Annotated in this window: 15 protein-coding genes, 1 rRNA gene and 1 pseudogene; 5 read left to right on the forward strand and 12 right to left on the reverse strand. The window is 61.3% G+C overall.

Translation table 11 applies throughout. The features are described from left to right. Window positions 1-34: 34 nt before the first annotated feature. Genes BM193_RS09550 through BM193_RS09560 form a run of 3 tightly spaced genes read left to right on the forward strand, consistent with a single transcriptional unit; the run spans window position 35 to window position 3,616 of the window. Window positions 35-1,564, forward strand: coding sequence for an ABC transporter ATP-binding protein (locus BM193_RS09550; protein ID WP_092798097.1), 1,530 nt, complete (start codon window positions 35-37; stop codon window positions 1,562-1,564). Continuing rightward, window positions 1,561-2,640 carry an ABC transporter permease gene (locus BM193_RS09555; RefSeq protein ID WP_092798096.1) on the forward strand — a complete coding sequence of 360 codons (1,080 nt, stop codon included), beginning with the start codon at window positions 1,561-1,563 and terminating at the stop codon, window positions 2,638-2,640. The genes BM193_RS09550 and BM193_RS09555 overlap by 4 nt, the downstream gene beginning before the upstream one ends. 4 nt (window positions 2,641-2,644) lie before the next feature. Continuing rightward, on the forward strand, window positions 2,645-3,616 hold the full coding sequence (locus BM193_RS09560) for an ABC transporter permease (RefSeq protein WP_086145100.1): 972 nt from the start codon (window positions 2,645-2,647) through the stop codon (window positions 3,614-3,616). A gap of 435 nt (window positions 3,617-4,051) precedes the next feature. On the opposite strand, the pseudogene BM193_RS29070 reads toward BM193_RS09560, so the two are convergent. Then, window positions 4,052-4,636: pseudogene (locus BM193_RS29070) on the reverse strand (NUDIX domain-containing protein); the annotation flags it as partial. A gap of 85 nt (window positions 4,637-4,721) precedes the next feature. Here BM193_RS29070 and BM193_RS09570 point away from each other — a divergent pair. Further along, entirely contained in the window at window positions 4,722-5,486 is a 765-nt protein-coding gene (locus BM193_RS09570) for a DeoR/GlpR family DNA-binding transcription regulator (protein ID WP_092798094.1), read from the forward strand. Between the two features lie 33 nt (window positions 5,487-5,519). Here the strand turns inward: BM193_RS09570 and BM193_RS09575 are convergent, their stop codons facing one another. From BM193_RS09575 to puuE, 10 genes are all read right to left on the reverse strand, one after another. Next, on the reverse strand, window positions 5,520-6,590 hold the full coding sequence (locus tag BM193_RS09575; protein WP_092798533.1) for a S1/P1 nuclease: 1,071 nt from the start codon (window positions 6,588-6,590) through the stop codon (window positions 5,520-5,522). A 14-nt stretch (window positions 6,591-6,604) separates the two neighbouring features. Beyond that, window positions 6,605-7,834: a phospholipase D-like domain-containing protein gene (locus BM193_RS09580; protein WP_092798093.1), complete on the reverse strand. Its 1,230-nt coding sequence runs from the start codon at window positions 7,832-7,834 to the stop codon at window positions 6,605-6,607. Window positions 7,835-7,850: 16 nt separating this feature from the next. Further along, on the reverse strand, window positions 7,851-9,560 hold the full coding sequence (locus tag BM193_RS09585; protein ID WP_254785990.1) for a bifunctional metallophosphatase/5'-nucleotidase: 1,710 nt from the start codon (window positions 9,558-9,560) through the stop codon (window positions 7,851-7,853). Between the two features lie 113 nt (window positions 9,561-9,673). Then, window positions 9,674-13,045, reverse strand: a complete 3,372-nt coding sequence (locus BM193_RS09590) for a TonB-dependent receptor domain-containing protein (protein ID WP_368087087.1) — start codon at window positions 13,043-13,045, stop codon at window positions 9,674-9,676. 832 nt (window positions 13,046-13,877) lie between these two features. Beyond that, window positions 13,878-15,380 carry an adenosine deaminase family protein gene (locus tag BM193_RS09595; RefSeq protein ID WP_092798091.1) on the reverse strand — a complete coding sequence of 501 codons (1,503 nt, stop codon included), beginning with the start codon at window positions 15,378-15,380 and terminating at the stop codon, window positions 13,878-13,880. A 43-nt stretch (window positions 15,381-15,423) separates the two neighbouring features. Beyond that, the gene (gene guaD, locus BM193_RS09600; RefSeq protein WP_092798090.1) at window positions 15,424-16,740 is read right to left on the reverse strand and encodes a guanine deaminase; all 1,317 of its coding nucleotides are present in this window, start codon (window positions 16,738-16,740) and stop codon (window positions 15,424-15,426) included. A gap of 9 nt (window positions 16,741-16,749) precedes the next feature. Beyond that, window positions 16,750-17,817 carry a xanthine dehydrogenase accessory protein XdhC gene (gene xdhC, locus BM193_RS09605; RefSeq protein WP_092798089.1) on the reverse strand — a complete coding sequence of 356 codons (1,068 nt, stop codon included), beginning with the start codon at window positions 17,815-17,817 and terminating at the stop codon, window positions 16,750-16,752. Window positions 17,818-17,827: 10 nt separating this feature from the next. Beyond that, window positions 17,828-20,173 carry a xanthine dehydrogenase molybdopterin binding subunit gene (gene xdhB / locus BM193_RS09610; RefSeq protein WP_092798088.1) on the reverse strand — a complete coding sequence of 782 codons (2,346 nt, stop codon included), beginning with the start codon at window positions 20,171-20,173 and terminating at the stop codon, window positions 17,828-17,830. A gap of 10 nt (window positions 20,174-20,183) precedes the next feature. Next, the gene (gene xdhA / locus BM193_RS09615; RefSeq protein WP_092798087.1) at window positions 20,184-21,650 is read right to left on the reverse strand and encodes a xanthine dehydrogenase small subunit; all 1,467 of its coding nucleotides are present in this window, start codon (window positions 21,648-21,650) and stop codon (window positions 20,184-20,186) included. A 99-nt stretch (window positions 21,651-21,749) separates the two neighbouring features. Next, complete coding sequence (gene puuE / locus BM193_RS09620; RefSeq protein ID WP_092798086.1) at window positions 21,750-22,703, reverse strand: allantoinase PuuE; 954 nt, start codon at window positions 22,701-22,703, stop codon at window positions 21,750-21,752. Between the two features lie 121 nt (window positions 22,704-22,824). Here puuE and uraH point away from each other — a divergent pair, with 121 nt between their 5' ends. After that, window positions 22,825-23,178 carry a hydroxyisourate hydrolase gene (gene uraH, locus BM193_RS09625; protein ID WP_072454221.1) on the forward strand — a complete coding sequence of 118 codons (354 nt, stop codon included), beginning with the start codon at window positions 22,825-22,827 and terminating at the stop codon, window positions 23,176-23,178. 233 nt (window positions 23,179-23,411) lie between these two features. Here the strand turns inward: uraH and rrf are convergent. Continuing rightward, window positions 23,412-23,524 (reverse strand): 5S ribosomal RNA (rrf, locus tag BM193_RS09630). Window positions 23,525-23,553: the final 29 nt, after the last annotated feature.

The raw sequence follows: 23,553 nt of genomic DNA on the forward strand, positions 1-23,553 counted from the left end.
GCGCGTTTCCATGAAACTATCCAGTTATGAACCTATGCAGCCAGCAGTAGAATTTCGCAGCATTTCCAAGCAATTTGGACATGTGAAGGCGAACGCCGACGTCAGCTTCTCCATCGCCAAGGGCAGTATCCACGGCCTGGTGGGGGAAAACGGCGCCGGCAAGTCGACCTTGATGAGCATCCTGTACGGGTACTACCGTGCCGACGGCGGAGAAATCCTGCTCGACGGAAAAGTACAGCCTATCCGCAACAGCCAGGAGGCGATCAACCTCGGCATTGGCATGGTGCACCAGCACTTCATGCTGGTCGAGAATTTCACCGTCCTCGACAATATCATGCTGGGCACGGAAGGCGGTTTTCGTTTGGCCAGCCACCGCGCCGAAGCGGAGGCCCAGCTGCGCGACATTTGCGCCCGCTACCGCCTCGATGTCGATCCGCTGGCGAAGATCGAAGACCTGTCCGTCGGCGCGCAGCAGCGCGTGGAAATCCTCAAGCAGATTTACCGCAGCGCCAATATCCTGATCCTCGACGAGCCGACGGCCGTGCTGACGGCGCAGGAAACGGCCTCGCTGTTTGAAATCCTGCGCCTGTTCAAGGAGCAAGGCAAGACCATCATCCTGATCACGCACAAGCTGCAAGAGATCCTGGAAATCACCGACAACGTCACCGTCATGCGCGGCGGTACGGTGGTGGGCGCCGTGGCAACGGCCGGCACCTCGAAAGAGGAACTGGCCAACATGATGGTCGGCCGCCCCATCCAGAGCCACTTGCCGCGCGCGCCGTACAATCCGGGCGCCACGGTGCTGGAAGTGGACGGCTTGCAACTGGCCGACGAGCAGCAGGTGAAGTTGCTGGCCGATATAGGCTTCAACCTGCGCGCCGGCGAGATCGTCGCCATCGCGGGCGTCTCGGGCAATGGCCAGAGCGAGCTGCTGGAAATCCTGTCCGGCATGCGCTTGCCCACGTCCGGCAAGCTGCGCTTCCTGGACAAGGACTTGCCGTTTGCCAAGCGCCACGATGCCGACGGCTTGCCGCTGGCCTTCCGCGAACTGGGCATCGCCCACATTCCCGAAGACCGCTTGCGCGATGGCGTGGTGAAGAATTTCTCCGTCATGCAGAACACCATCCTCGGCTACCAGGACCGCCTGAAGAATCGCTGGGGCCTGTTCAACTTCAAGGCCATCGGCGCGCGCTGCGCGGAACTGCTCAAAACCTTCGATGTGCGCCCCGCCAATCCGGACCTGCGCATCGGCTTGCTGTCGGGCGGTAATCAGCAAAAGGTGGTGATCGCGCGCGAAGTGCTGGCGCAGCCGAAACTGATGCTGGTGGGCCAGCCCACGCGCGGCGTCGACATCGGCACCATCGAAAGCATCCATACGCAATTGCTGGCCCTGCGCGACGCAGGCGTGGCGATCCTGCTGGTGTCGGTCGAACTGGAAGAAGTGCGGGCGCTGGCCGACCGCATTCTGGTCATGTGCGGCGGACGCATCACCGGCGAACTGAAAATTGAAGAATTCGATACCACCCGCATCGGTCTGCTGATGGGGGGAATGCATAAATCATGAATAACGACTTGCCACGCTGGGCGACAGCCTTTGTCATGCCCATGTTAAACCTGCTGTCGGCCATGCTGGTCGCAGCCCTGGTGATTTATATGCTGGGCGAAGATCCGGGCGAATCGCTGGGTATCCTCGTCAACAGCGCCATCCTCAATCCGGAAGGCTTGAGCTACACGCTGTTCTACGCCAGCACCTTCATCTTCACGGGCCTGTCGGTCTCCGTGGCGATGCAGGCCGGCCTGTTCAATATCGGTTCCGAAGGCCAGATGTATATCGGCGGCCTGGGCCTGACGGCGGCCATGCTGGCCTTCGACCAGAGCCTGCCCGCCTGGCTCCTGATCCCGGTGGCCATGATCGGCGCGGCCCTGTTCGGCGCCCTGTGGGGCTTCCTGCCAGGCTATCTGCAAGCCAAGCGCGGCAGCCACATCGTCGTCACCACCATCATGTTCAACTTCATCGCCGCCAGCCTGATGAACTTCGTGATCGTCAAATACCTGATCCCGCCAGGCGAGCAGAACACGGCCAGCCGCGTCTTCGCGGAAAGCGGCGAAATGCCGCGCTTGAGTACCTGGTTCCCGTCGCTGGGCGACACGCCGCTGAACATCAGCTTTATCCTGGCCATCCTCGCGCTGGTGATTTACGGCGTGATGGTGTGGCGTTCGTCGTGGGGCTTCAAGCTGCGCGCCACGGGCCTCAACAAGCATGCGGCCCACTATGCGGGCGTGTCGATCAGCAAGATGATCATCATCGTCATGCTGATCTCGGGCGCGCTGGCGGGCCTCGGCTCCGTCAATTCCATCATGGGCTCGACGCACTACCTGTCGCTGAACTTCGTCGGCGGCGCCGGCTTCATCGGCATCGCCATCGCCCTGATGGGGCGCCAGCATCCGGTCGGCATCTTCCTGTCCGCCGTGCTGTTCGGCGCGCTGATCCAGGGCGGCTTCGACTTGTCGCTGGAAAAACCGAATATCCCGACGGAAACCTTCATCTTCATCCAGGGCTTGATCATCCTGTTCTGCGGCGCGATGGAAAATTTCTATGCACCGGCCATTTCCGCCCTGCTCAAGCGCACCAAAGGCTAACACCATGACACTCGACGACTTTCATTTCGCCAGCATCCTGGTATCGACCGTGCGCAATGCGCCCGTCCTGATCTTCGCCGCCATGGCCGGCCTGTTTGCCGAACGCAGCGGCATGATCGACATCGGCCTGGAAGGCAAGATCCTGGCCAGCGCCTTCGCTTCCGCCGCCGTGGCCTACACGACGCAAAATCCGTATTACGGCATGGCCGCCGGCATGCTCGTGTGCGTCGCCCTGGCCCTGCTGCAGGCGTACGTCAGCATCACGCAAAAGGGCAACCAGCTGGTGGCCGGCATGGCGATCAACATCGCCATGAGCGGACTGACGTTCGTGCTGGCGCAATTCTTCTTCCAGCAAGGCGGCCGCACGCCCGACCTGGGGTCGGCGCGCCTGTTCGACGTGGTCTTGCCGGGCACGCAGTACGTGGAGCACATTCCCTTCATCGGCTGGGTGTATGCCCATCTGATCGGCGGCCATTCCATCCTCGTCTACGTGGCCTTCCTCTTGATTCCGCTCGTGCACTGGCTGCTGTACCACACGCGCTTCGGCCTGCGCCTGCGCGCCTGCGGCGAAAACCCGCATGCGGCCGACTCGGCCGGTGTGAGCGTGGAAGCGACGCGCTACCTGGCCATGCTGGTGGCCGGCATCCTGTGCTCGTTCTCGGGCGCCTACCTGGCCATCGTGCAAAGCGGCTTCTTCCTGCGCGACATGTCGGCCGGCGCCGGCTACCTGGCCCTGACGGCCATGGTCTTCGGCAACTGGCGTCCCGTCTACACCTTCCTCGGCTGCCTGATGTTCGGCTTCTTCGCCGCCATCCAGATCCAGATTGAAGGCGTGGACTTGCCCGTCGTCGGCCGCATTCCCGGCTCCTTGATCCAGATGGTGCCGTATGTCGTCACGGTGATCGTGCTGGCGGGCCTGATGGCGAAATCCATCGCGCCGAAGGCGATCGGTATTCCCTTCGTCAAGTCTCGTTAAGTCTCACTTTGACTTGACGCAAAAAAGCGAAGCCTGCGGGCTTCGCTTTTTTTACGCCTGGGTAATCTCGTCCGGCGAGAAAAACACGGGCAAGCCCAGGCCGCGCGCCACGGCCACCATCTGGTCGGCCCCGGCCGACGCTCCGCCAATGCGCAGCACGGCATCGCAATGGCTCAATAAACGCGTCGCATGCGCGTGAAACAATTCCTCGTACACGGCATCGCCCACCCGGGTTGAGCCTGCCAGCGCCAGCATGGGCAAGGCCAGCCATTCACCGAGCACGGGCATGTGTCCCTTGGCATACAAGGGCAGGCAGACGGCTTGCATGGCCGCCACGTTCGCCGCCATCAGGGCGGGATCGTCACCCGTGCCGGAGCGGTAGGGGCCGGCGACGAGAATCTGCATGCCCTGCCACCTCTCTTGCGCTGGCGGCATCAGTTGCAGTTGCACATGCTGCAGCAGCATGATGGTCTTGCCGTCGCAGATGCGCCCATCGGCCACCATCCGCATCGCCTGCGCCAGCGGCAACTCCAGCACTTCGATATCTTCGCCTTCATGCGCCAGTCCGCCCCCATCGCTGATGCGGCTGGCCGGGTCGTATTCGGCGACAAAGAAATGCAGACGCTCCGTCACGGAGCCGGGGCTCATGAAGGCCTCGAACACCTTGTGTACGTCGCCCACGGCGTAGCCCGTTTCTTCTTCCACTTCGGCGCGGATGCGCTGCTCGGCGCTGGCCTGTTCCAGCAAGCCGGCCGCCGCCTCGATCAGGAAACCGTCATGGCCTTGACGATACGTGGGGAAGCGGAACTGGCGGATCAGGATCACCGTGCGCTTGACTTTGTTGTAGAGCAGGATGGTGGCCCCGTCGCCGCGGTCATAGGTTTCCCGCGTCTGCGTCTGCCACTGGCCGTCACGGCGCAGATAATCGAACGTGGTTTTCTGCAACAGATACCAGTCGTGCGACAGCGTCTGCACGCCCTGGATGCGGACCCGCTCCGGCTGTTTAGTTTGTTCACCCATCGTGTCTCCTTGTGTTGACATGTGCTTGCCTTCGCCGACTTTATCATGCAAACTCGTGCAATATCAAGAAAATACAAGAAAATCCATGCTCACACATCAACGCAAACAATACCTGCTGGACTTGCTCCAGCGCGAAGGCCAGATCGTCGCCAAGGCCGTCAGCGACGCCCTGGGCTTGTCGGAAGACACGATACGCCGCGACTTGCGCGAACTGGCAAAAGAGGGATTACTGGAGCGCGTGCACGGCGGCGCCCTGCCCTTGCTGCCCCGCTCGCCCGCGCTGGCGCCGTTTGCGGGGCGCGAACAGATTTCCGCGGAAGCCAAGCCCGCCATCGGCCGCGCGGCGGGCGCCATGATACAAACGGGGCAAGTGGTGTTCATCGATGGCGGCACGACCGCCGTGCAGCTGGCGCGCCAGCTGCCGCGCGAATTGCGCGCCACCATCGTCACGCACAGCCCGTCGATTGCCGTCGAACTGTTGCATCACCCATCGATCGAGGTGCTGATGCTAGGCGGGCGCCTGTACAAGCACTCGATCGTGGGCGTCGGTGCCGCCACGGTGGAAGCGATCGGCCGCATCCGCGCCGACCTGTATTTCATGGGCGTGTCCAGCCTGCATCCGCAGGCGGGCATCACCACGGGCGACTATGAGGAAGCGTGCGTGAAACGCGCGCTGAGCGACGCCGCCGCACGCACCGTTGTGCTGGCATCGCCGGAAAAGTTCAACACAACTTCGCCGTTCCAAGTCGCGCCCTTGAACCAGGTCAGCGATATCGTCGTGCACCGCGAAACCGATGAAACACTGCTGGCCCCCTACCGCGAGATGGGAATCCACCTCACCCTGGCATGAAAAAAGCGGCCCGCAGGCCGCTTTTCACTCATTTCACTGCGGCCAAATGGCCTGTAACAGCGAGGCCAGGTGATAGCCGCCCTCGATCAGCTGCTGCTTTGCCAGCGCCGAGCTGGGCACCGGATAATTGTCGGGCACCGTCAAACTCCAGACGTTGTAGACCTCGCCCTTGCGGCTGGTCTGCTGCGTGGCCGGTCCCGCCGCCACGTCCGCGAAGGCAAGCTTCGAGGCGGCCAGCGAGGCATCGGCCCATTGATACGGCCAGTTGACGGGGTCGCCGCTGTTGCCACTGACCTCAGGCGCGCTGGCGATCACGGTGCTGGCAAACTGCTGCGGCGTGCGCGTGCTCAGGCGGCGCATGGCGTAATCGACCACGGTCGTATCCCAGTAGGAATGCAGGGGCTTGGTGGGCGACTTCGGATAGTTGCTGGCAGGCTTGGCATCGCCCTCGTCCGCCGGCAGCGGCGCGGGAATCACGGCGTCCGACAAGGCCGTCATCTTCGCATCGTCGAGCAGCAAGTCGTTGCCGCCGCGCGCATTGAAAACGGCGACGTCGTCGATCTGCGCCTGCGTGGCGGGCACGAAGAACTGGCCATCCTTGCCGAGAAACGCATTGCCCACATGCAGCGGCTGGTGGATATCGCCCACCAGGTGCGTGATCAAAATCAGCGCTTCGCGCTGGCTGAAGCCATGCGGATTGCTGGCCGCATCAGCCTTGCCTTGCAGTACCAGGATCGCCTGCTTGAGCGTCTGCACGATATCGTCATCGGCCGTGCCCACGCCATGGTCGTGGTAATGCGCGCTCTGGAAGGGCACGTTCGTGTAATGGTATTGGCCATGCTTGGGGTTCGCCGCCACGTAGGTCAGCATTTCCGGCGATTGCGGGCCGCAATACGTGCCCTTCACGCAATCGGGCCAGTTGGCGATCTTTTCCAGGCTTTCGCCCGGCAGCAGCAACTGGCTGATGTGCGCCTGCGCCGCGCTGCCCTTGAGCAATTGATCGGCGATGGCGCCCACGGCGCGGTGGCCATCGCTACCCCAGGCCAGCGCATTGCCGGAAGCAAAGGCGGCGCCCAGCGCCAGCACGCTGAGTAATTTGTTCATCGAATTCTTCACCGTTACTCCTTGCCTTGCGGCGCGGCCTTGGCCGGCTTCGGATACTGCTTGTTGATGTCGATCGGCTGCGCATACGCCGAGTTCCACGTCTGCTCATGCAAGGCCGCGATGCGTTGCGCCATGGCATCGTTGCGCAGCACCACTTCCAGGTTGCGCGACAAGTCGAAATAGCCGCCCGCCCAGTTGCTCGTGCCGACCCAGGCCAGCTTGCCGTCGATGCTCATGGTCTTGCTGTGGATCACGCGCGCGAACGGAATAAAACCCGTCGATGCTGTCGGCAAGGCGACGATGCGGATTTCCACGTTCGGCACCAGGGCCAGGCTTTTCAGGTAGGCAATGGCGGGCGCTTCCGTGTTCCAGTTCGATACCATCAGCTTGATCTTCACGCCACGCTGGGCGGCCGCGCGCACGGCGTTGTCGATCACGGCGTAATACGGGCGCGTGCGGTTCGGGCCATACGACAGCGGTGCGTAATCGAGCAGCTGGATGCGCACCTCGCTTTTCGCGTCCGCCAGCAAGGCCGGCAAGCCCGTTTCCGAATCGCCCACGCCGGCCGGGTTATACGCATTCGGGCTGGCCAGCAGGAAAGCGTTTTGCGCGTAATTGGCCGGCACCACCTTGCTGTTGAGTACAGTGGCGCGGCTGCCTTGCGACGTCAATGCCTGCGCTTGCCAATCCTGCTCGAAGATGGCTTGTACCTGGCTGACCATGGCGGGCTCCGTGATCTTCAATCCCGTCTCATGGATGTGCTCGAACGAGCGCCAGTCGAAATTCTGGCTGCCGATGTACGCCACCTGGCCATCGACGGCCAGGTATTTCGCGTGCACGATGCCATTGCCCGTGACCTTGTTGAAATCGATGAGGCGCAAGTCCAGGTTGGGAATCGCCTTGATCTGCGCGATGGTCGCCGCTTCCGACAGGCCCACGCCCTTCTGGTCCAGCAGGAAGCGGATCTTCACGCCGCGCTGGCCGGCGGCTGTCAGGCTGGCCAGCACTTTTTCAAAGGCCGTGCCCGGCTTGCTGACGGCATAGAACTGGGCGATGACGATCTCTTTCTTTGCCCCGTCGAACAGCTCGGTCCAGACGGCGACGGGCTCGCGCAGATCGGGATTGGTCAAGGTGGTTTCTACGGGCGAGGTGTGCACCAGCTCGTAGCCGGGTATCGTGAAATCGGCGTGGGCGCTGGCCGCGAACAGGCTGGAGAGAAGTACGGAAACATATAAACGACGCATGGTTTTTCCTTGTAGGTTATTTGACGCGCACGATGCGGCCCGCCGACGTGGCGCTGCCAGCGGGCTTGCCGGCGCGCGCGCGGGCGATCAGGTAGTCGCTGAAGGCGTCGATGTCGCGCACGCCCGTATCCAGGCGGCGCGTGCCGGCCGCCAGCACGGTAAAGCGGTCGCCGCCGCCGGCGAGGAAACTATTGGCGGCGACTCTGTATTGTTGACGATCATCGATGGCCACGCCATCGAGCATGATGCTGCCTGGCAGCACGCGCTGCCCCTGGGGCTGCGTGCTGTCCCAGCGGTAGGTAAAACCTTCGGACACTTGCAGCAGATTGCCCTCGCCGGCCTCTTCGCCCGGCCATTGCTGTTCGAGCAAGGTGCGGATTTGCGCGCCGGACAGACTGACGACGATCAAGGTATTCCCGAACGGGACCACGGCCTGGTTCTGGCCCACGTTCGTCATCAGGTCCGCGCCCGCTTCCAGGTCCTTGCGGATGCCGCCATTGTTCATCAGGCCGATTTGCGCGCCTGCAGCGCGCGCGCCGAACAGGGTGCTGTCGGCCACCAGGTCGCCCAGCGCGGAAGCACCGCTGCCCTTGGTGCTGCGGCCCACGGTAGGCACGGCGATGACGGCCACGGGACGCGACAATTCGGCCGCGCTGCGCCGCTTCACCGATTCCAGGTAGGCTGCCACGGCAGGATCTGGCTCAAACTGGCCCGGCAGCATGACGACGTTGCGTGCGCTGGCATCGATCACGGCATTTTTGACGGGATCGACCTTGAGCTTGATGCGCGTGAGCATGTGCCCGCCCATCTGTGCTTGCGTGACCAGGCGGCCATCGACGCGGCACAGATAGCCCTGGTGCGAGTGGCCGCTGATGACCAGCTGGATGGCGGGATCGAGGCGCTTCACCACGTCGACCACTTCACCCTTCAGGCCGCTGCAATCCGCCTGGTCAACAGCTTCGGGCGTCTCGCCGCCCTGGTGCAGCAGCACGACAAAGACGCCCACGCCCTGCGCGCGCAATGGCGGCAAGGTGGCGTTGATGGCGTCGGCTTCATCGCCGAACTGCAAGCCCGTGATGCCGGCCGCCGTCACCACGGAGGGCGTGTCTTTCAGCACGGCGCCGATCAGGCCCACCTTGACGCCATGCGCCTCTTCGATGCGGTAGGCCGGCAGCAGTGACTTGCCCGTCTGCGTGTCGATCACGTTGGCGGCCAGGTAGGCATAGCTGGCGCCCTTGAAGTCGGGGCTGAACTTGCACGCCTTGTCGGCGCGCGACGATTCGCAGCCGCCGCGCTGCTGGCGCAGCAATTCCGCCTTGCCCTGGTCAAACTCATGGTTGCCGACCGAACTGGCCTTCATGCCCAGCATATTCATGGCCACGATGCTCGGCTCGTCCGCCCACAGCGCCGACATGGCGGGACTGGCGCCCACCAGGTCGCCATTGCCGACAAAAATCAATTGCGCATCCTCCTTGCGCCATGCCGCCAGGGCGCCGGACAAGGTATCGATGCCGCCCGCCTGCACCGTCTGGCGAACCGGGTCGGTAACGCTGGTGTAGGTGAATTTGCTGCGGTCGAGGTTGCCGTGGAAATCGTTCAGGGCGACCAGGTTCACTTCAATCGGGCCGCTGGACGCAGCCTGTGGCGCGGAAGCGAAATGGCTGCAGCCGGACAGGATGAGGATCAGGGCCGCGCTGGCGACCGGAGTGCGTAGGAAGTGAGCCATGGAATGATATTTATTAAAAAGGGGAAAGAGTAAACCATCTTCTGTATAAAAAAAACGGCTGGTGTCGCCACCAGCCGTTTTTTAGTCTGCCAAGCTACGAGGCAAGGACGATATTAGAACTCGTACTTGACCGTGGCTTGCAGCGCCCATTGCGATTCGCCTTTGACTTGACGCGTTTCCAGGCTTTCCACCACAGGACGGGTGTTGTACACATACTTGCCGTTTTCCATACCGACATAGTCCACGAAGCTGCGCACCTGGCCACCTGCGCTCTGGAAGCCCACTTCATTGATGCGGCCCCATTTGCGATTCAGCAGGTTGCCGACGTTCAGGATATCGAAGGTAATGATGCCTTTGTTACCCTTGAAGAAGCCTGGTACTTCCTGGCTCATGCGCACATCGAAGCTGTTGGTCCATGGAGAAAAACTCTCGTTACGGCCAATCACGCCACCTTTGGCTTTGCGCAGGTCGCCATTGGCGTTGACCACTTTCCAGAACGCTGCCTCGTTGGCGGCGCGCGCTGCTGGCGTCGCACCGGAGAACACCACTTCGCCCGAACCTGGCGCGCTAGGGATGTACATCAGGTCGTTGCCGGCCAGGCCGTCACCGTTCAAGTCGTTGTTGATGGTCCAGCTGTATGGCTTGCCGCTACGGCCTTCATAGAACAGACCGAAGGTGGTCTTGTATTCGCCGAAGAAACGTTTTTGCCAGTTCACGTTGGCGGTGAAGCGATCCTTGACCAGATAGTTCGAGTTGGACGCCACGTTTTCATTCGGATTGAACACGGCGCGCGAACCCCAGTTCGAGCTCGAGGTCGACGACGTCAGCGGCGATACTTCAGTGCCATCGGTGTAGGTGTACGACGAGCCCCACGACAGGCCATCACGGGTCGGGCTGCGCACCGACAGGGTCAGCACGTTCGACTCGCCCTTGTCGGTATTTTTAGCCATCAGCACCTGGCCGAAAGCGGCATTGCTGCCAGCCTTGGTCAAGGCGCTGCAATTGGCGCCGCCGATCAGGGCGCCATTTGCATTCCAGCAAGCCGTATTGTAGGCGTTAGGACCATAGTACATTGGACGGCCATCGCTGCCGGTCGCCGTTGGCGCGCCCATGTTCAGCTCTTCGTAGTAAATCGCGCTCTTGGTCTGGAAGCGCAGGTATTCCGCGCTGACAATCAGGCCCATCCATGGCAACTCATGTTCGATGGCCAGGTTGGCTTTCCATACCGATGGTTGCGCCAGGTCCTGGCTCAGGGCATCGACCTTCATTGCCGGGATAACCGCCGGCACGCTCGTTGGCTGCTTGGTTGGATCAGGATTGAAGAAACCATCGGAGGTCGGGCAAGTGCCGGCCGACGAGGCGCAAGTAATGTTCTGGGTTGCCATGCCGGTGTTCTGGTAAGGATTGCCCAGCCAGACGCTCATCGCCGCGCCCTGGAACAAGCCGACGCCGCCGCGAATTTGCGTCGGACGCGCCGATTCCAGCTTGTAGTTGAAGCCAAAACGTGGCTGATACAGGTTTTCGCCGTCGATGGTATGCGAGTTATCGATACCGAAACCGCCGGTCTGGCGACCGGTAGGCGTGGTACGGGCGACGGTTGCCTGTGCTGCACGCGCATTGTAGATCGGCTTTTCGCCGATGCGGGTGCCGTCGATGCGCAGGCCGGCGGTCAGCGTCAGCTGCTTGTTGACTTCCCAGGTGTCTTGCAGGAACAGGCCGATGTTTTTCAGCGAGAACGTCGCCACGGCATCATCCAGCGTGCGGCCTGCTTGTGGCACCTGATAGGTGTACGAGCTAGGACGGCCACGGCTGAAGTTTTCCAGCACGGCTGCCTGCAATTGCGCCGCCGTGGCGGTACCGCAGTTGATGGCACCGAACGAATAGGCAAACGTGGCGCTGCTGTTAATACAGCCGAAGGTGTAGTTACCGTTGACGTTTTGCAGGAACGCATTATAGACGTCGTTCTTGCTGTAGTCGGTGCCGAACTTGACTTCATGCTCGCCCAGCGACCAGGTACCGGCTGCGTAGAAATCCTTGGTTTTGGTGCCAAGAATGTTACGCTGACGGCTCATTTCGGTACCAAAGTTCAGGAAGCGGTTGCCGGTAGCCAGGCTCGACGGTGCGCCCGCTGGCAGCGCGCCGCTGAACTGCAGGCCGATTGCCGGCAGATAAGCGTTGTTGCGCGGTACGCTGTCGTAGTCGCGCGAGGACACTTTGACTTCGGTCGAGAAGGTCGGGGTCCACTCGGCGGTCCATTGACCAACCAGGGTTTCCAGGCTCTTGTTCTGGTCATACCAGTACGAGCTCAGCGACAGGCCAGTGCCGGAAAAACCGGTGTAAATCGGCTCGGACTGTTCCGTCTTGGTGTAACGCAGCATCATGCGCTGGGTGTCGGTCAGGTTCCAGTCCAGCTTGAGCAACTTTTCCGTCGCCGTGAATTCGGAACCCGCAGGAACTGCCGAAGTACCAGCATCGATACCGTATTTATCCTTGGCAATCGCAATCGCGCTATCGATGGCGCCTTGGGTAATGGCAACGTTGGTCTGTGCGCTGCCGACAGGACCGAATGCTGGCGCGCCGCGCGAGCTGGTGGTTTTTTCGTAGTTAGCAAACAGGAACAGCTTGTCTTCGATCAGCGGGCCGCCCAGGGTGATGCCCTTGGTGGTGTCTTTCGATTTTGGCGGTGCGTAGTACGTGTCGTCGGTGCTGTTGTAACGGTCGCCCGACATGGTGTCATTACGGAAAGCGTAGTAGACACTGCCCTTGACCTTGTTGGTGCCCGATTTGGTCACCGCGTTGACGTTCGCGCCGGTGTAGCCTTTTTGGGTGACGTCGTAGTTGGCCACGTTCACCTGCACCGACTGGATCGCTTCGATCGAAATTGGCTGCTTGCCAGTCGCGGTACCGGACGCTTCCAGGCCGAACGTGTCGTTCACGGCCACGCCGTCAATCGTCATCGAGTTGTAGCGCGAGTTTTGACCGGCAACGGAGATTTCACCGCGCTCTTTGTCCGTTTGCGACAGGCGTGGGTCGGCGCGGGCATAGTCTTGCAGGCTGCGCGAGATCGATGCCTGGGTAGCCAGTTCGGTCGGGCCGATATTCGTGCCGGCGCCCATGTTGTTGCGGTTGAAAACCTGATTGCGGATAGCGTTGGTGCTGACTTTCACCACTTGCATGTCGGCGCCCAGCGTCGCATCGACGTTGGCCGTTTCGGCCAGGGCGATATACACGCCTTCGCGTTTTTCAACGACGCCATTTTTGGTAATGGTGATGGTGTAAGGACCGCCGGCACGCAGGCCGCGTGCAACATAACGGCCTTCTGCATCGGTGGTCACGTTGCTGGCCGAACCGGACTCAACGTGAACGATATTGACTTGCGCGCCAGCTGCCGGCTTGCCGTCGGTGGCCGAGATACGGCCGCCGATGGAAGATGTAGTGTTCTGTGCGAACGATGGTGCCGCCGCCAGTGCAATAGACAGGCTCAACGCGATTTGCGTCAGCCGAAGTCGCTTGTGATTGATCATCTTTAACCCCAGAAAAGACTATTATTTTTTGAAAATCCTGGATTGCCCCGCTGCCCGGCTGCGCCGCACAGCAACACAAACACAACATTTCCTCTTTACGATGCTGCAACTGTTACGCCGGCTGGACTGGCTGCGGTCCTGACAAAGACCATCACAAACGCCTTTCCACACATCACGGCCATGGAAGATTCAAGCAATAACGACAGAAAACCATGCTTCCTGTCTGTACAACCCAGGGCGCTAGCACCTGTGTCATTCACCCGACATGCTGAGCCGGCCAACATGGCAAGCCGCGAGTGTAATTGTTAAATATTTCAAGACTGTGACACGGCGGCAAGATACGGAGGAATGTCGTCATTTAGCGACGCGACTGTTTGTTCCACTCTGCATCTCACCGTTATTTACTGCAAATACCCATCTTCATACGCTATCAGCCATCTGAATTGTGACTTTTTAACATCACGCTCATCCCACTATGCATCATCAAAAAATGGATGACAAATACGTTTTTTTTTACATATTTATATATTTTAAATATAAATAGCGTGGGAGAACTGGCTGGATTGATATCGTGCTGACAGCGTCCGGGCTCATGGCGCGAGATTATAAATGAGCAATATGTCCTTGAATTTGATTCATCCATCAAATTGCGCAAAGTCGCGCATCTGTCGTTAATTGTGTCGCATGTCCGCCACAAAATTAACAAAAAAACAGCACGGAATGGGAAGGGGAAAAAAGAAACGGCCGGAGAATCCGGCCGTTGTGAAAGTCTCAGTATCGACAATGCCGAAACTTACGGTTTGCTTCTTTTTCCCGCTTTGTCGGCGGCAGCGATCTGCGCCTCAAAGCGGGCAAAACGCGCGTCGAGCGCTTTCAACAAACGTTGTTTGTCTGCATCAGCCAGGAAGGAGTAGCGCAGGCTGTTATACGACAGCTGCTTCAATTCCGCATAATCGGTCTTGTACTGGCTGGCAAACAGCACGTACTCATTCGACAAGGTATTGCGCGACACGCCCGCGTCATCCGTCGAAATCACGAACGGCACGCCGTACTTGCGGTACAGGGTGATCGGATGGGCCTGGCCCTTGATACCGAGGATGTAGTCGTTGCTGGTCAGGTTCACTTCCACGGGGATGTTCCGCTCACGCATCTTCTGCATGGTGGCCAGCGCATTGTGCTCATAGGCGATATCCATGCCGTGGCCGATACGATCGGCACCGGCCACGTCGACGGCTTCGGCGATGTGGAAAGCCATGCCTTCCGGCGGCACCATGCCCAGCGCCAGCTCGCCCGCGTGCAGGGCGATCTTGACGTTCGGATATTTTGTCTTGAGGAACTTGAACATTTCCATGTGCAGGCTGTAATCGCGCATGGAAACATTCACGCTTTCCTGGCCCACGATGTTCACGCCCACCACCAGCGGATTCAGGCTGGCCGCCTTGAATGCCGCCACCATCGAAGAGAACACTTGCGATGGCGACAGAAAGCGCAGCACGTACGCCTGGTAGCGCATGGTGAAGTGCGCGTCATCGATGCCGGCGCTGCTGCTGTTCACGTTATCGTTGTAGGCGCGGATGCTTTTCTGGAAGCTGGCATCCTGCTCCAGGCTCTGGGTCCAGTTGGCCAGCACGGTATGCAAGGCCGCCGGCGGCAAGCCCGGTGCCAGCACCTGCTGGTCGAACTGGGCGTTTTGCACGAACGGCGACAGTTCGAAAATCGTTTCGATATAGCTCAGGTTTTCCGCGATGGCACGCTGCTTCAGGGTGTTCAGTCCATCGGCCGTATTCGTCGACGCCACAGGGCCGAAGTAGCCGAAGGTGTCAAAAAAAGTGCGGTCCGGTGGCGTCTGGATGGCGCCGTGGTTGTAAAAATCCTTGGTCGACCAGCGCTGCAGCAATTCCGCATACAGGCCCGCATCGGCAAACACTTCCGTGGACGACAGGCAGCTGCGCTGTGCGGCCGGCTTGGCGCGCTCGGCCGCCACGACCTCCTTGTTGCTCTCGATGCGGTAGGTCGTCTTGTTGACGCAATAGTTTTCCTTGTCGACCCAGTCGAGGAATTGCTCCGCGTAGATGGCGCCCGAGTAGTGATGATGCAAGTCGCCGCCCTTGGGCATCATGGAAAAGAACAGGCTCAGCTCGGCAGTCCTGGGCTGGCTACCCGCCACCAGCGCGGCAAAATGACGCGCGGTGGCCGCTTCGTTGGCGGACGGAGTGGCGGTGGCCGTCGCGGCGTACGCCGTCCCGGACATAGCCAGCGCGGCGCCAAGCGCCAGGCTAGTGAGTTTCTTTTGCATCAGCGTTCTCGATCAGAGTGATTCCTATTGAACAACGGGTAGGTCAGCCCTGCTCCCGCACATGCACGCAGCGGCCGCCCGAATAGGTGGCGGCCACGGTGCGGTCATCGCCCAGCAACGCGAAGGCAAACAGCAATTCCTCGAGGCTTTGGCAAGCCGCCGTGCGGCGCGCCAGCAGCGGTGTCGACTTCTTGTCGAGCACAATAAAATCCGCTTCCGTGCCGGCCGTGAAATTGCCCAGGATGCCTTCCAGTTGCATGGCCCGCGCGGCGCCCAGCGTGGCCAGGTAAAACATGCGCAAGGCAGGCAGGTAGCTGCCTTTCAAGCGTGCTACTTTATAGGCTTCGTTCATGGTTTGCAACATCGAGAACGAAGTGCCACCGCCCACGTCCGTGGCCAGCGAGATGAGCACCCGCGCCGCATCGGCCCGTTCAAAATCGAATAGTCCGCTGCCGAGGAAGAGATTGGACGTGGGGCAGATGGCCGCCGCCGAGGCGCTTTCCGCCATGCGTGCGCGGTCGCGCTCATCGAGCCAGATGCAGTGGCCGAACATGGCGCGCGGGCGCAGCATGCCGTACTGGTCATACACATCGAGGTAGCTGCGCGCCTGCGGGTGCAGTTCGCGCACCCAGCGGCATTCATCCTCGTTTTCCGACACGTGCGTCTGCAGATAGGTATCCGGGTAAGCGCGCGCCAGCTCGCCCGCCAGATGCATCTGTTCATTCGTCGACGTAGGCACGAAGCGGGGCGTGATGGCATACAGCGAGCGGCCGCGCTTGTGCCAGCGGCGTATCAATTCTTCGCTCTCATGCGCGCCCGACTCGGCCGTGTCGCGCAAGAATTCCGGGCAGTTGCGGTCCATCATGACCTTGCCCGCCACCATGCGCAAGCCGCGCGCCTCGCTGGCGCCAAAGAAGGCATCAACCGATTGCGGATGCACGCTGCCATACACCATCGCCGTGGTGGTGCCGCAGCGCAGCAGTTCGTCGAGGAAGAACTCGGCCACGTTGCGCGCATGCACAGGGTCCTCGAACGCGCGCTCGGTAGGAAACGTGTACGTTTCCAGCCACGGCAGCAAGCCCGGTGCGGGCGAGGCGATCATTTCCGTCTGCGGGAAATGCAGGTGCGTGTCGATAAAACCAGGGACGATCAGCTTGCCGCTGTAATCGACGATGCCGGTGCCCGGCGGCAGGGTCGGCAGCAGTTGCGCGTAATCACCGGCTGCCACAACTTTTCCGTCGGCAACGATCAGCAAGCCATCCGCATGCCAGGCATGCGCCGCTTCATTGAATGCGGGATCGGCGTGGAAGTGCAGCAAGCTGGCACGGTAAGCTTGCAATGTGGCAGGAACAATCGGCATGACGTCTTTCTATAAGGGGTGAATGGCCGCGCGGCTTTTGCGGCGCGGCGGCGCGCTGGCAGTTACCAGCCGCAGCGGTGCGGCCAGGGCCGCGCTGGCGGCTTCCTCCCACACCATCAATAATTGACAGGCAACGGACGCGGCGATCACGGCCGGCGCCTTGTTGCGGATACCCGGCATGCCGATCGGACACACCATGGCGGCGATACGCTCGTCCGGCACGCCGCGCGCCTGCAGGCGATGCTCGAACTGCTTGCGTTTCGTTTGCGAACCGATCAGACCGAACCAGCCCGCATCGTCGCGCGCCATGATGGCTTGCGTCAAGCGCTGATCCAGCGCATGGCTGTGCGTCATGACGAGAAAACTGCCGCCCGGCGGCGCCATGGACACAAACTCTTCTGGCGTGTCGGTGGCGGCGATGCGCACATTATCGGGCATCTGCGCAGGAAACATGTCCTCGCGTTCATCGACCCAGGTGACATTGCACGGCAAGTGGGCCAGCGCGCGCACGATGGCGGCGCCCACGTGGCCGGCGCCAAACAGGGTCAGGTGGGCGCGCGGCGCCAGGATTGGGTCGACCAGCCAGCGCCGCCCATCCATGCCTTGCGCCACATGCGCGCCGCGTTCGCGTGAAAACGTATCGGGCGCCTGGTCGCCCGTGCCAGCGATCAGCTTGCCCGCCGCATCGAACAGGGCCGCAGCGGCAGCGCCGTCGAACGCCGTCAAACGCCAGCTGTCCTGCTGGCGGCGTTCGCGCAAGGCGGCCAATACGGCCGCCAGGCCGGCATCGACGGGTTCGAATGCCAGCCAGACGACGCCGCCACAGCACTGGCCCAGGCTGGGGCCCAGCGCAAAGCGCTCCAGGCGCGCCTGGGTATTGCCCGTGACCAGCATGGTCTTGGCAATTTCGACGGCGCGCAATTCCAGGTGGCCGCCACCGATGGTGTCGAGCTGTCCGCGCGTGGTGACGCGCATCTTCGCGCCCGCCTCGCGTGGCCCGGAGCCCTCCACCACGGCCACCGTCACCAGCACGCACGCTTGCGTCTCATCTTCCAGCGTCGTCAGCCAGTCGCTCATCATTCGCTCCTTACGCCGCCACGCCAGCCGCTTGCACGGCCATCACCGCCTTGAGGATTTCCTCGCTGGTGGCGGGGGCATTCAGCGGTGGCTGGACAGCGTGATTGGCGACGCTGGAAATGGCGTCGCGGATGGCAAAGAAGACGGAAAACGGCAACAGCAACGGCGGTTCGCCCACGGCTTTCGAGCGGTGGATGCTGTCTTCCACATTGCGGTTCTGGAACAACTGCACGCGAAAATCTTCGGGACAATCGGAAATGCCGGGAATTTTATACGTCGAAGGCGCATGCGTCATCAGCTTGCCCGCCGCATTCCACCACAGCTGCTCCGTCGTCAGCCAGCCCATGCCCTGGATAAACGCGCCTTCCACCTGGCCCAGGTCGATGGCGGGATTGAGCGACTGGCCCGCATCGTACAAGGCATCGGCGCGCAGCAGCTTCCATTCGCCCGTCAGGGTATCGACCACCACTTCCGCCACAGCCGCGCCATACGCGTAATACGAAAACGGATGGCCCGTCATCGTCTTCGCATCCCATGACAAGCCGGGCGTGGCATAGAAGCCGTCCGACCACAGTTGCACCCGGGCCAGATACGCCTTCTGCACCAGTTCGGCAAACGGCACGACATGGCCATTCACATGGATGTGGTTATCGAAGAAGCGCACGGCGCTGTCTTCGCCGCCATACAGTTTGACCGCGTAAGCGGCCAGGCGTTCACGGATTTGCCGCGCCGCATCCTGCGCCGCCTTGCCGTTCAGGTCGGCGCCAGTGGAGGCCGCCGTGGCCGACGTGTTCGCCACCTTGCTGGTGTCGGTGGCCGTGGCGCGCACGCGCTCCAGGTCCAGGCCCAGCTCGTGCGCCACCACCTGCATCACCTTGGTATTGATGCCCTGCCCCATTTCCGTGCCGCCATGGTTGACCAGCACGGAGCCATCCACGTACACGTGGACCAGGGCGCCAGCCTGGTTCAGATGCGTGACATTGAAGGCGATGCCGAATTTCAAGGGCGTGAATGCCAGCCCCTTTTTCAGGACCGGGCTGGCTTCGTTGTAGGCGTCGATGGCACGGCGGCGCGCCCGGTAGTCGCTGCTCTGTTCCAGTTCGGCAACCAGTTCATGGATCACGTTGTCGACGATTTTTTGCCCGTACGGCGTGACGTTGCGCCCTTCACCATCGTTGCGGCCATAGAAATTGAGCAGGCGGATGTCGAGCGCATCGCGCTGCAGGTGGCGGGCGATTTCATCGATCACGTATTCGATGGCGATGGCGCCCTGCGGCCCACCAAAGCCACGGAAAGCCGTGTTCGACTGCGTGTTCGTCTTGCCGCACGCGGCGCGGATGTCCACGTCGGACAAATAATAGGTGTTGTCGAAGTGGCAGACGGCGCGCGTGGCGACGGGGCCGGACAAGTCCGCCGAGTACCCGGCGCGCGTGGTCATGTCGACCTTGGCGGCGAGAATCTTGCCCTCGTCGTCGTAGCCCACTTCGTACTCATAGTAAAAACAGTGGCGCTTGCCCGTCACCAGCATGTCGTCGTCGCGGTCGGCGCGCAACTTGACGGGCCGTTTCAATGTCGCTGCCGCGATGGCCGAAGCCGCCGCCCACAGGGCCGATTGCGATTCCTTGCCGCCGAAGCCGCCACCCATGCGCCGGCATTCGACGGTGATGTTATGCGAATGCACGCCCAGCGCATGCGCCACCACGTGCTGCATCTCGCTCGGATGCTGGGTCGAACACAGCACCAGCATGCCCTGCGCTTCCTTCGGAATGGCGTAGGAAATCTGTCCTTCCAGATAAAACTGTTCCTGCCCGCCCACATACAGCTGGCCCTTGACCACGTGCGGCGCTTGCTCGAACGCGGCTTGATAATCGCCGCGCGCCAGGCGCATCGGTGGCAGCACGTAGGACTGCGCCGCCTTGGCCGCTTGCGGCGTCATGATCGCCGGCAGCTCCTCATACGTCACTTGCGCCAGGCGCGCGGCGCGGCGCGCATGGTCGTGCGTATTGGCCACAACAATGAAGATGGGCTGGCCCACGTATTGCACCAGATCAAAAGCCAGGATGGGATCGTCATGGATGATGGGGCCGCAATCATTGGTGCCCGGAATATCCTGCGCCGTGTAGACGGCGACGACGCCACGCGCGGCGCGCACGGCGGACAAGTCGATGGCCGTGATGCGCGCGTGGGGCTTTTGCGACAGGCCCAGGGCCGCGTGCAAGGTGCCCTGCAGTTCGGCGATATCGTCCGTGTAGGTGGCTTGCCCCAGTACATGCAACTGGGCCGATTCATGCGGACTGGGCTTGCCCACGGCGGCCCAGGCGGCCGCTTGCAGTTCGGGCGTGGCAGGATGGTTCATGCTGGTCCTTTCAGGCGCGGCAAGCGTAGGCGTTGAGGGACGTCGGGGGCAACGGCGCACCGGGACGGGTTTCCAGCCAGAAGCGGCGCAACAGGTTTTGCGCCGTCGTCATGCGGTAGCTGTTCGACGCGCGCATGTCCGACAGCGGCGCGTAATCGTCGGCCAGCAAGCGCATGGCGATGAGCACATTGTCTTCCGTCCACGCCTGTCCGCGCAGGAACGCTTCCGTTTGCGCGGCCCGCTGCGGCGTGGCCGCCATGCCGCCAAAGGCGATGCGCGCATCGGCGATGCGCTCGCCATCGAGCTCAAAGGCAAATGCGGCGCACACGGCCGAGATATCCTGGTCAAAGCGCTTGGCCAGTTTATACGTGCGGAAATGCACACCGGCCCGCGGCAAGGGCACGCGCACGCCCTCGACGAACTCGCCAGGCTGCAGATCCTTCCTTTGGTAGCCAAGGTAGAAATTTTCAAGCGGCATCACGCGTTGTCCACCGGGGCCGCGCAGCACAATCTCGCTGCCCAGCGCGATCAGCCACGGCATCGAGTCGCCGATGGGCGAGCCATTCGCGACATTGCCACCCAGGGTGCCCGCGTTGCGGATCGGCAAGGAAGCAAAGCGCTGCCACAGTTCCGACAATTCCTCAGGGTAATGCTGGCACAGCGCCCCGTAAGCATCGTTCAGGCTGGCGCCAGCACCGATCTCCAGCTTGCCGTCGACGATGGCAATCTTCTTCAGCGTGGCCACGTTGCCCAAATAAATGATGTCGCCCAGGTCGCGCAGTTGCTTGGTGACCCACAAGCCGATATCGGTGGAGCCGGCCAGCAGGCATGCCTGGGGATGTGCGGCACGCAACGTCACCAGTTCCTCGATGCTGCGCGGCGCGTGGAAGCGCTGGCCGTCATGTTCGTAGGTCAGCAGGCTGCCGCGCTGCAGCGCCTGCAATTGTGTTTGCAAGGCAGGGCGATCAAATTCCACGTGCGGCAATTCGCCCATGCGCCTGGCCGCGTCGATGATGGGCCGGTAGCCGGTACAGCGGCACAGATTGCCCGACAGCGTATCGTCGATTTCGCAGCGCGTGGGCATTGCGCCATTTTTCTTCAGATACATGCCCCACAAGGACATGACAAAGCCGGGCGTGCAAAAACCGCACTGAGAACCGTGGCATTCGACCATCGCCTGCTGCACCGGGTGCAGGGCACCATCGGGCTGCTGCAAGTCTTCCACGGAAAACAGGGCCTTGCCATCGAGCGTGGGCGTGAGCTGGATGCAGGCGTTGACGGCCTTCATCTCGACCTGGCCATCCACCAGGCTGCCGATGACCACGGTGCAGGCACCGCAGTCGCCTTCGGCGCAACCTTCCTTGGTGCCCGTGCAATGCAGGTCCTCGCGCAGGTGCTGCAATACAGTCTGCGTAGGGGCGGCGTTGCGTACTTCCTGTACGGCACCACGGTAATAAAAGCGAATCGGTTCTGACATGCTGGCCTCGGAATAGTCCCAGTGGAGAAGATTAACACCGGCACACAGGACAACTATATGCAAAGACTGATTTTACTTATCATTTCATATCAATAAAACTCATCCCTGGAACGGATGTGCCGCGTGCCAATGCTCGGCGATATCGATGCGGCGCGTGATCCAGACCTGCTCGTGGCGCTGCACATAGTCGAGGAAGCGCGCCAGCGCCGCCGCGCGGCCAGGTCGTCCCACCAGCCGGCAATGCAAGCCCACCGACAACATCTTCGGCTGGTTCAAGCCGTTCGGATCGCCTTCCGCATACAGTACATCGAAGGCATCCTTCAAATAATCAAAGAATTGCGTGCCCGAATTAAAACCTTGCATGGCGGCAAAACGCATATCGTTCGTGTCCAGGGTATAAGGCACGATCAGCTGCGGCTGCATGGCCGGCTTGCCGGTCGCATCCGTGTACGCCACCTTTTCCCAGAAGGGCAAGTCGTCGCCATAATAATCGGCGTCGTAGCGGAAGCCGCCATGCTCCACCACCAGTTTGCGCGTATTTGGCGAATCGCGCCCCGTGTACCAGCCTTGCGGGGCGGCCCCCGTCAATTCGCGGATGATCTGCACGGCCTCGCGCATGTGTTCGCGCTCCGTGGCCTCGTCCATGTTTTGATAGGAAATCCAGCGCAAGCCGTGGCAGGCGATTTCATGGCCCAGTTGCTGGAATGCCGCCACGGCTTCCGGATTGCGTTTCAAGGCCATGGAGACGCCGAATACCGTCAACGGCAGATGCCGCTCCTCGAACATGCGCAGCAAGCGCCACAGCCCCGCGCGCGAACCATATTCGTAAATCGATTCCATGCTCAGGTGGCGAGCGGGAAAAGCGGCGGCGCCGATCATTTCCGACAAAAACGTTTCCGAGGCGGCATCGCCGTGCAGCACGCTGTTTTCCGCCCCTTCCTCGTAATTGAGGACGAACTGCAGCGCGATGCGGGCATTGCCCGGCCATTGCGGATGGGGCGGTGTGCGGCCATAGCCGATCAGGTCACGTGGATAATGGTCGTAAGTGCTCATGCGCTGGCTCGCCTATAGGAGGACAATGTGGGCTATATGTCCAATCATATAGCCCGCTGCCGTCATCGGTATATGATTTGCACGATAAGCACATTCACTCACCCTATATACAGGATAGCAAATGGGAAAACTCAGCACGCACGTACTCGATATCGCCCACGGCAAGCCGGGAGCCGGCGTCAAGGTGGCCCTGTTTTCGGTGGCGCCGGAAGGCAAAGTGTTATTGAAGATGGATATGACGAATAGCGACGGCCGTTGCAGCTCGCCCTTGCTGGAAGGCGACAGCATGAAGGCGGGGCAATATGAGCTGGTGTTCAATGCGGGCGACTATTTCGCCGCCCAAGGCGTGGAATTGCCCTCGCCGCGCTTCATCGACCTCGTGACCCTGTCCTTCGGCATTGCCCATACGGATGAGAACTACCACGTGCCGCTGGTGGTATCGCCGTGGTCGTATTCGACTTATCGAGGAAGTTAAGCGACGTTCAATGACAGAGGCAGCGCGCAGCGCTGCCTTTTTTTTCGTCTGTTGCATGCACAGCCGACGAATGAACAGCCGGGGTCAGACCCTCCATGCCGCAAACGCAGGGGCTTGCGCGCTCGCCCATGGGGGTCTGACCCCAGCCTTCGCTTGGGGCTAACGTTAAAAACACCAGACGAAAAAAAACCCGACCATTGCTGATCGGGTTTTTCTCTTACTGCGAATAACAAGCCTGACGATAACCTACTTTCACACTGGTTGCAGCACTATCATCGGCGCAAAGTTGTTTCACGGTCCTGTTCGGGATGGGAAGGGGTGGGACCAACTTGCTATGGTCATCAGGCATAACTTGTAATGACGCTTGTTCTCAGT

It is taken from the genome of Janthinobacterium sp. 344 (genome assembly GCF_900112025.1).
Lineage (GTDB): Bacteria > Pseudomonadota > Gammaproteobacteria > Burkholderiales > Burkholderiaceae_D > Janthinobacterium.

Bases quoted from the DNA above. Each gene is read 5' to 3' on its own strand.
- BM193_RS09560 (WP_086145100.1), top strand. From the start codon at position 2,645: ATGACACTCGACGACTTTCATTTCGCCAGCATCCTGGTATCGACCGTG.
- BM193_RS09580 (WP_092798093.1), bottom strand. From the start codon at position 7,834: ATGCGTCGTTTATATGTTTCCGTACTTCTCTCCAGCCTGTTCGCGGCC.
- BM193_RS09570 (WP_092798094.1), top strand. From the start codon at position 4,722: ATGCTCACACATCAACGCAAACAATACCTGCTGGACTTGCTCCAGCGC.
- xdhB (WP_092798088.1), bottom strand. From the start codon at position 20,173: ATGAACCATCCTGCCACGCCCGAACTGCAAGCGGCCGCCTGGGCCGCC.
- guaD (WP_092798090.1), bottom strand. From the start codon at position 16,740: ATGCCGATTGTTCCTGCCACATTGCAAGCTTACCGTGCCAGCTTGCTG.
- BM193_RS09585 (WP_254785990.1), bottom strand. From the start codon at position 9,560: ATGGCTCACTTCCTACGCACTCCGGTCGCCAGCGCGGCCCTGATCCTC.
- uraH (WP_072454221.1), top strand. From the start codon at position 22,825: ATGGGAAAACTCAGCACGCACGTACTCGATATCGCCCACGGCAAGCCG.
- BM193_RS09595 (WP_092798091.1), bottom strand. From the start codon at position 15,380: ATGCAAAAGAAACTCACTAGCCTGGCGCTTGGCGCCGCGCTGGCTATG.
- xdhA (WP_092798087.1), bottom strand. From the start codon at position 21,650: ATGTCAGAACCGATTCGCTTTTATTACCGTGGTGCCGTACAGGAAGTA.
- BM193_RS09550 (WP_092798097.1), top strand. From the start codon at position 35: ATGCAGCCAGCAGTAGAATTTCGCAGCATTTCCAAGCAATTTGGACAT.
- BM193_RS09555 (WP_092798096.1), top strand. From the start codon at position 1,561: ATGAATAACGACTTGCCACGCTGGGCGACAGCCTTTGTCATGCCCATG.
- puuE (WP_092798086.1), bottom strand. From the start codon at position 22,703: ATGAGCACTTACGACCATTATCCACGTGACCTGATCGGCTATGGCCGC.
- BM193_RS09575 (WP_092798533.1), bottom strand. From the start codon at position 6,590: ATGAACAAATTACTCAGCGTGCTGGCGCTGGGCGCCGCCTTTGCTTCC.
- xdhC (WP_092798089.1), bottom strand. From the start codon at position 17,817: ATGAGCGACTGGCTGACGACGCTGGAAGATGAGACGCAAGCGTGCGTG.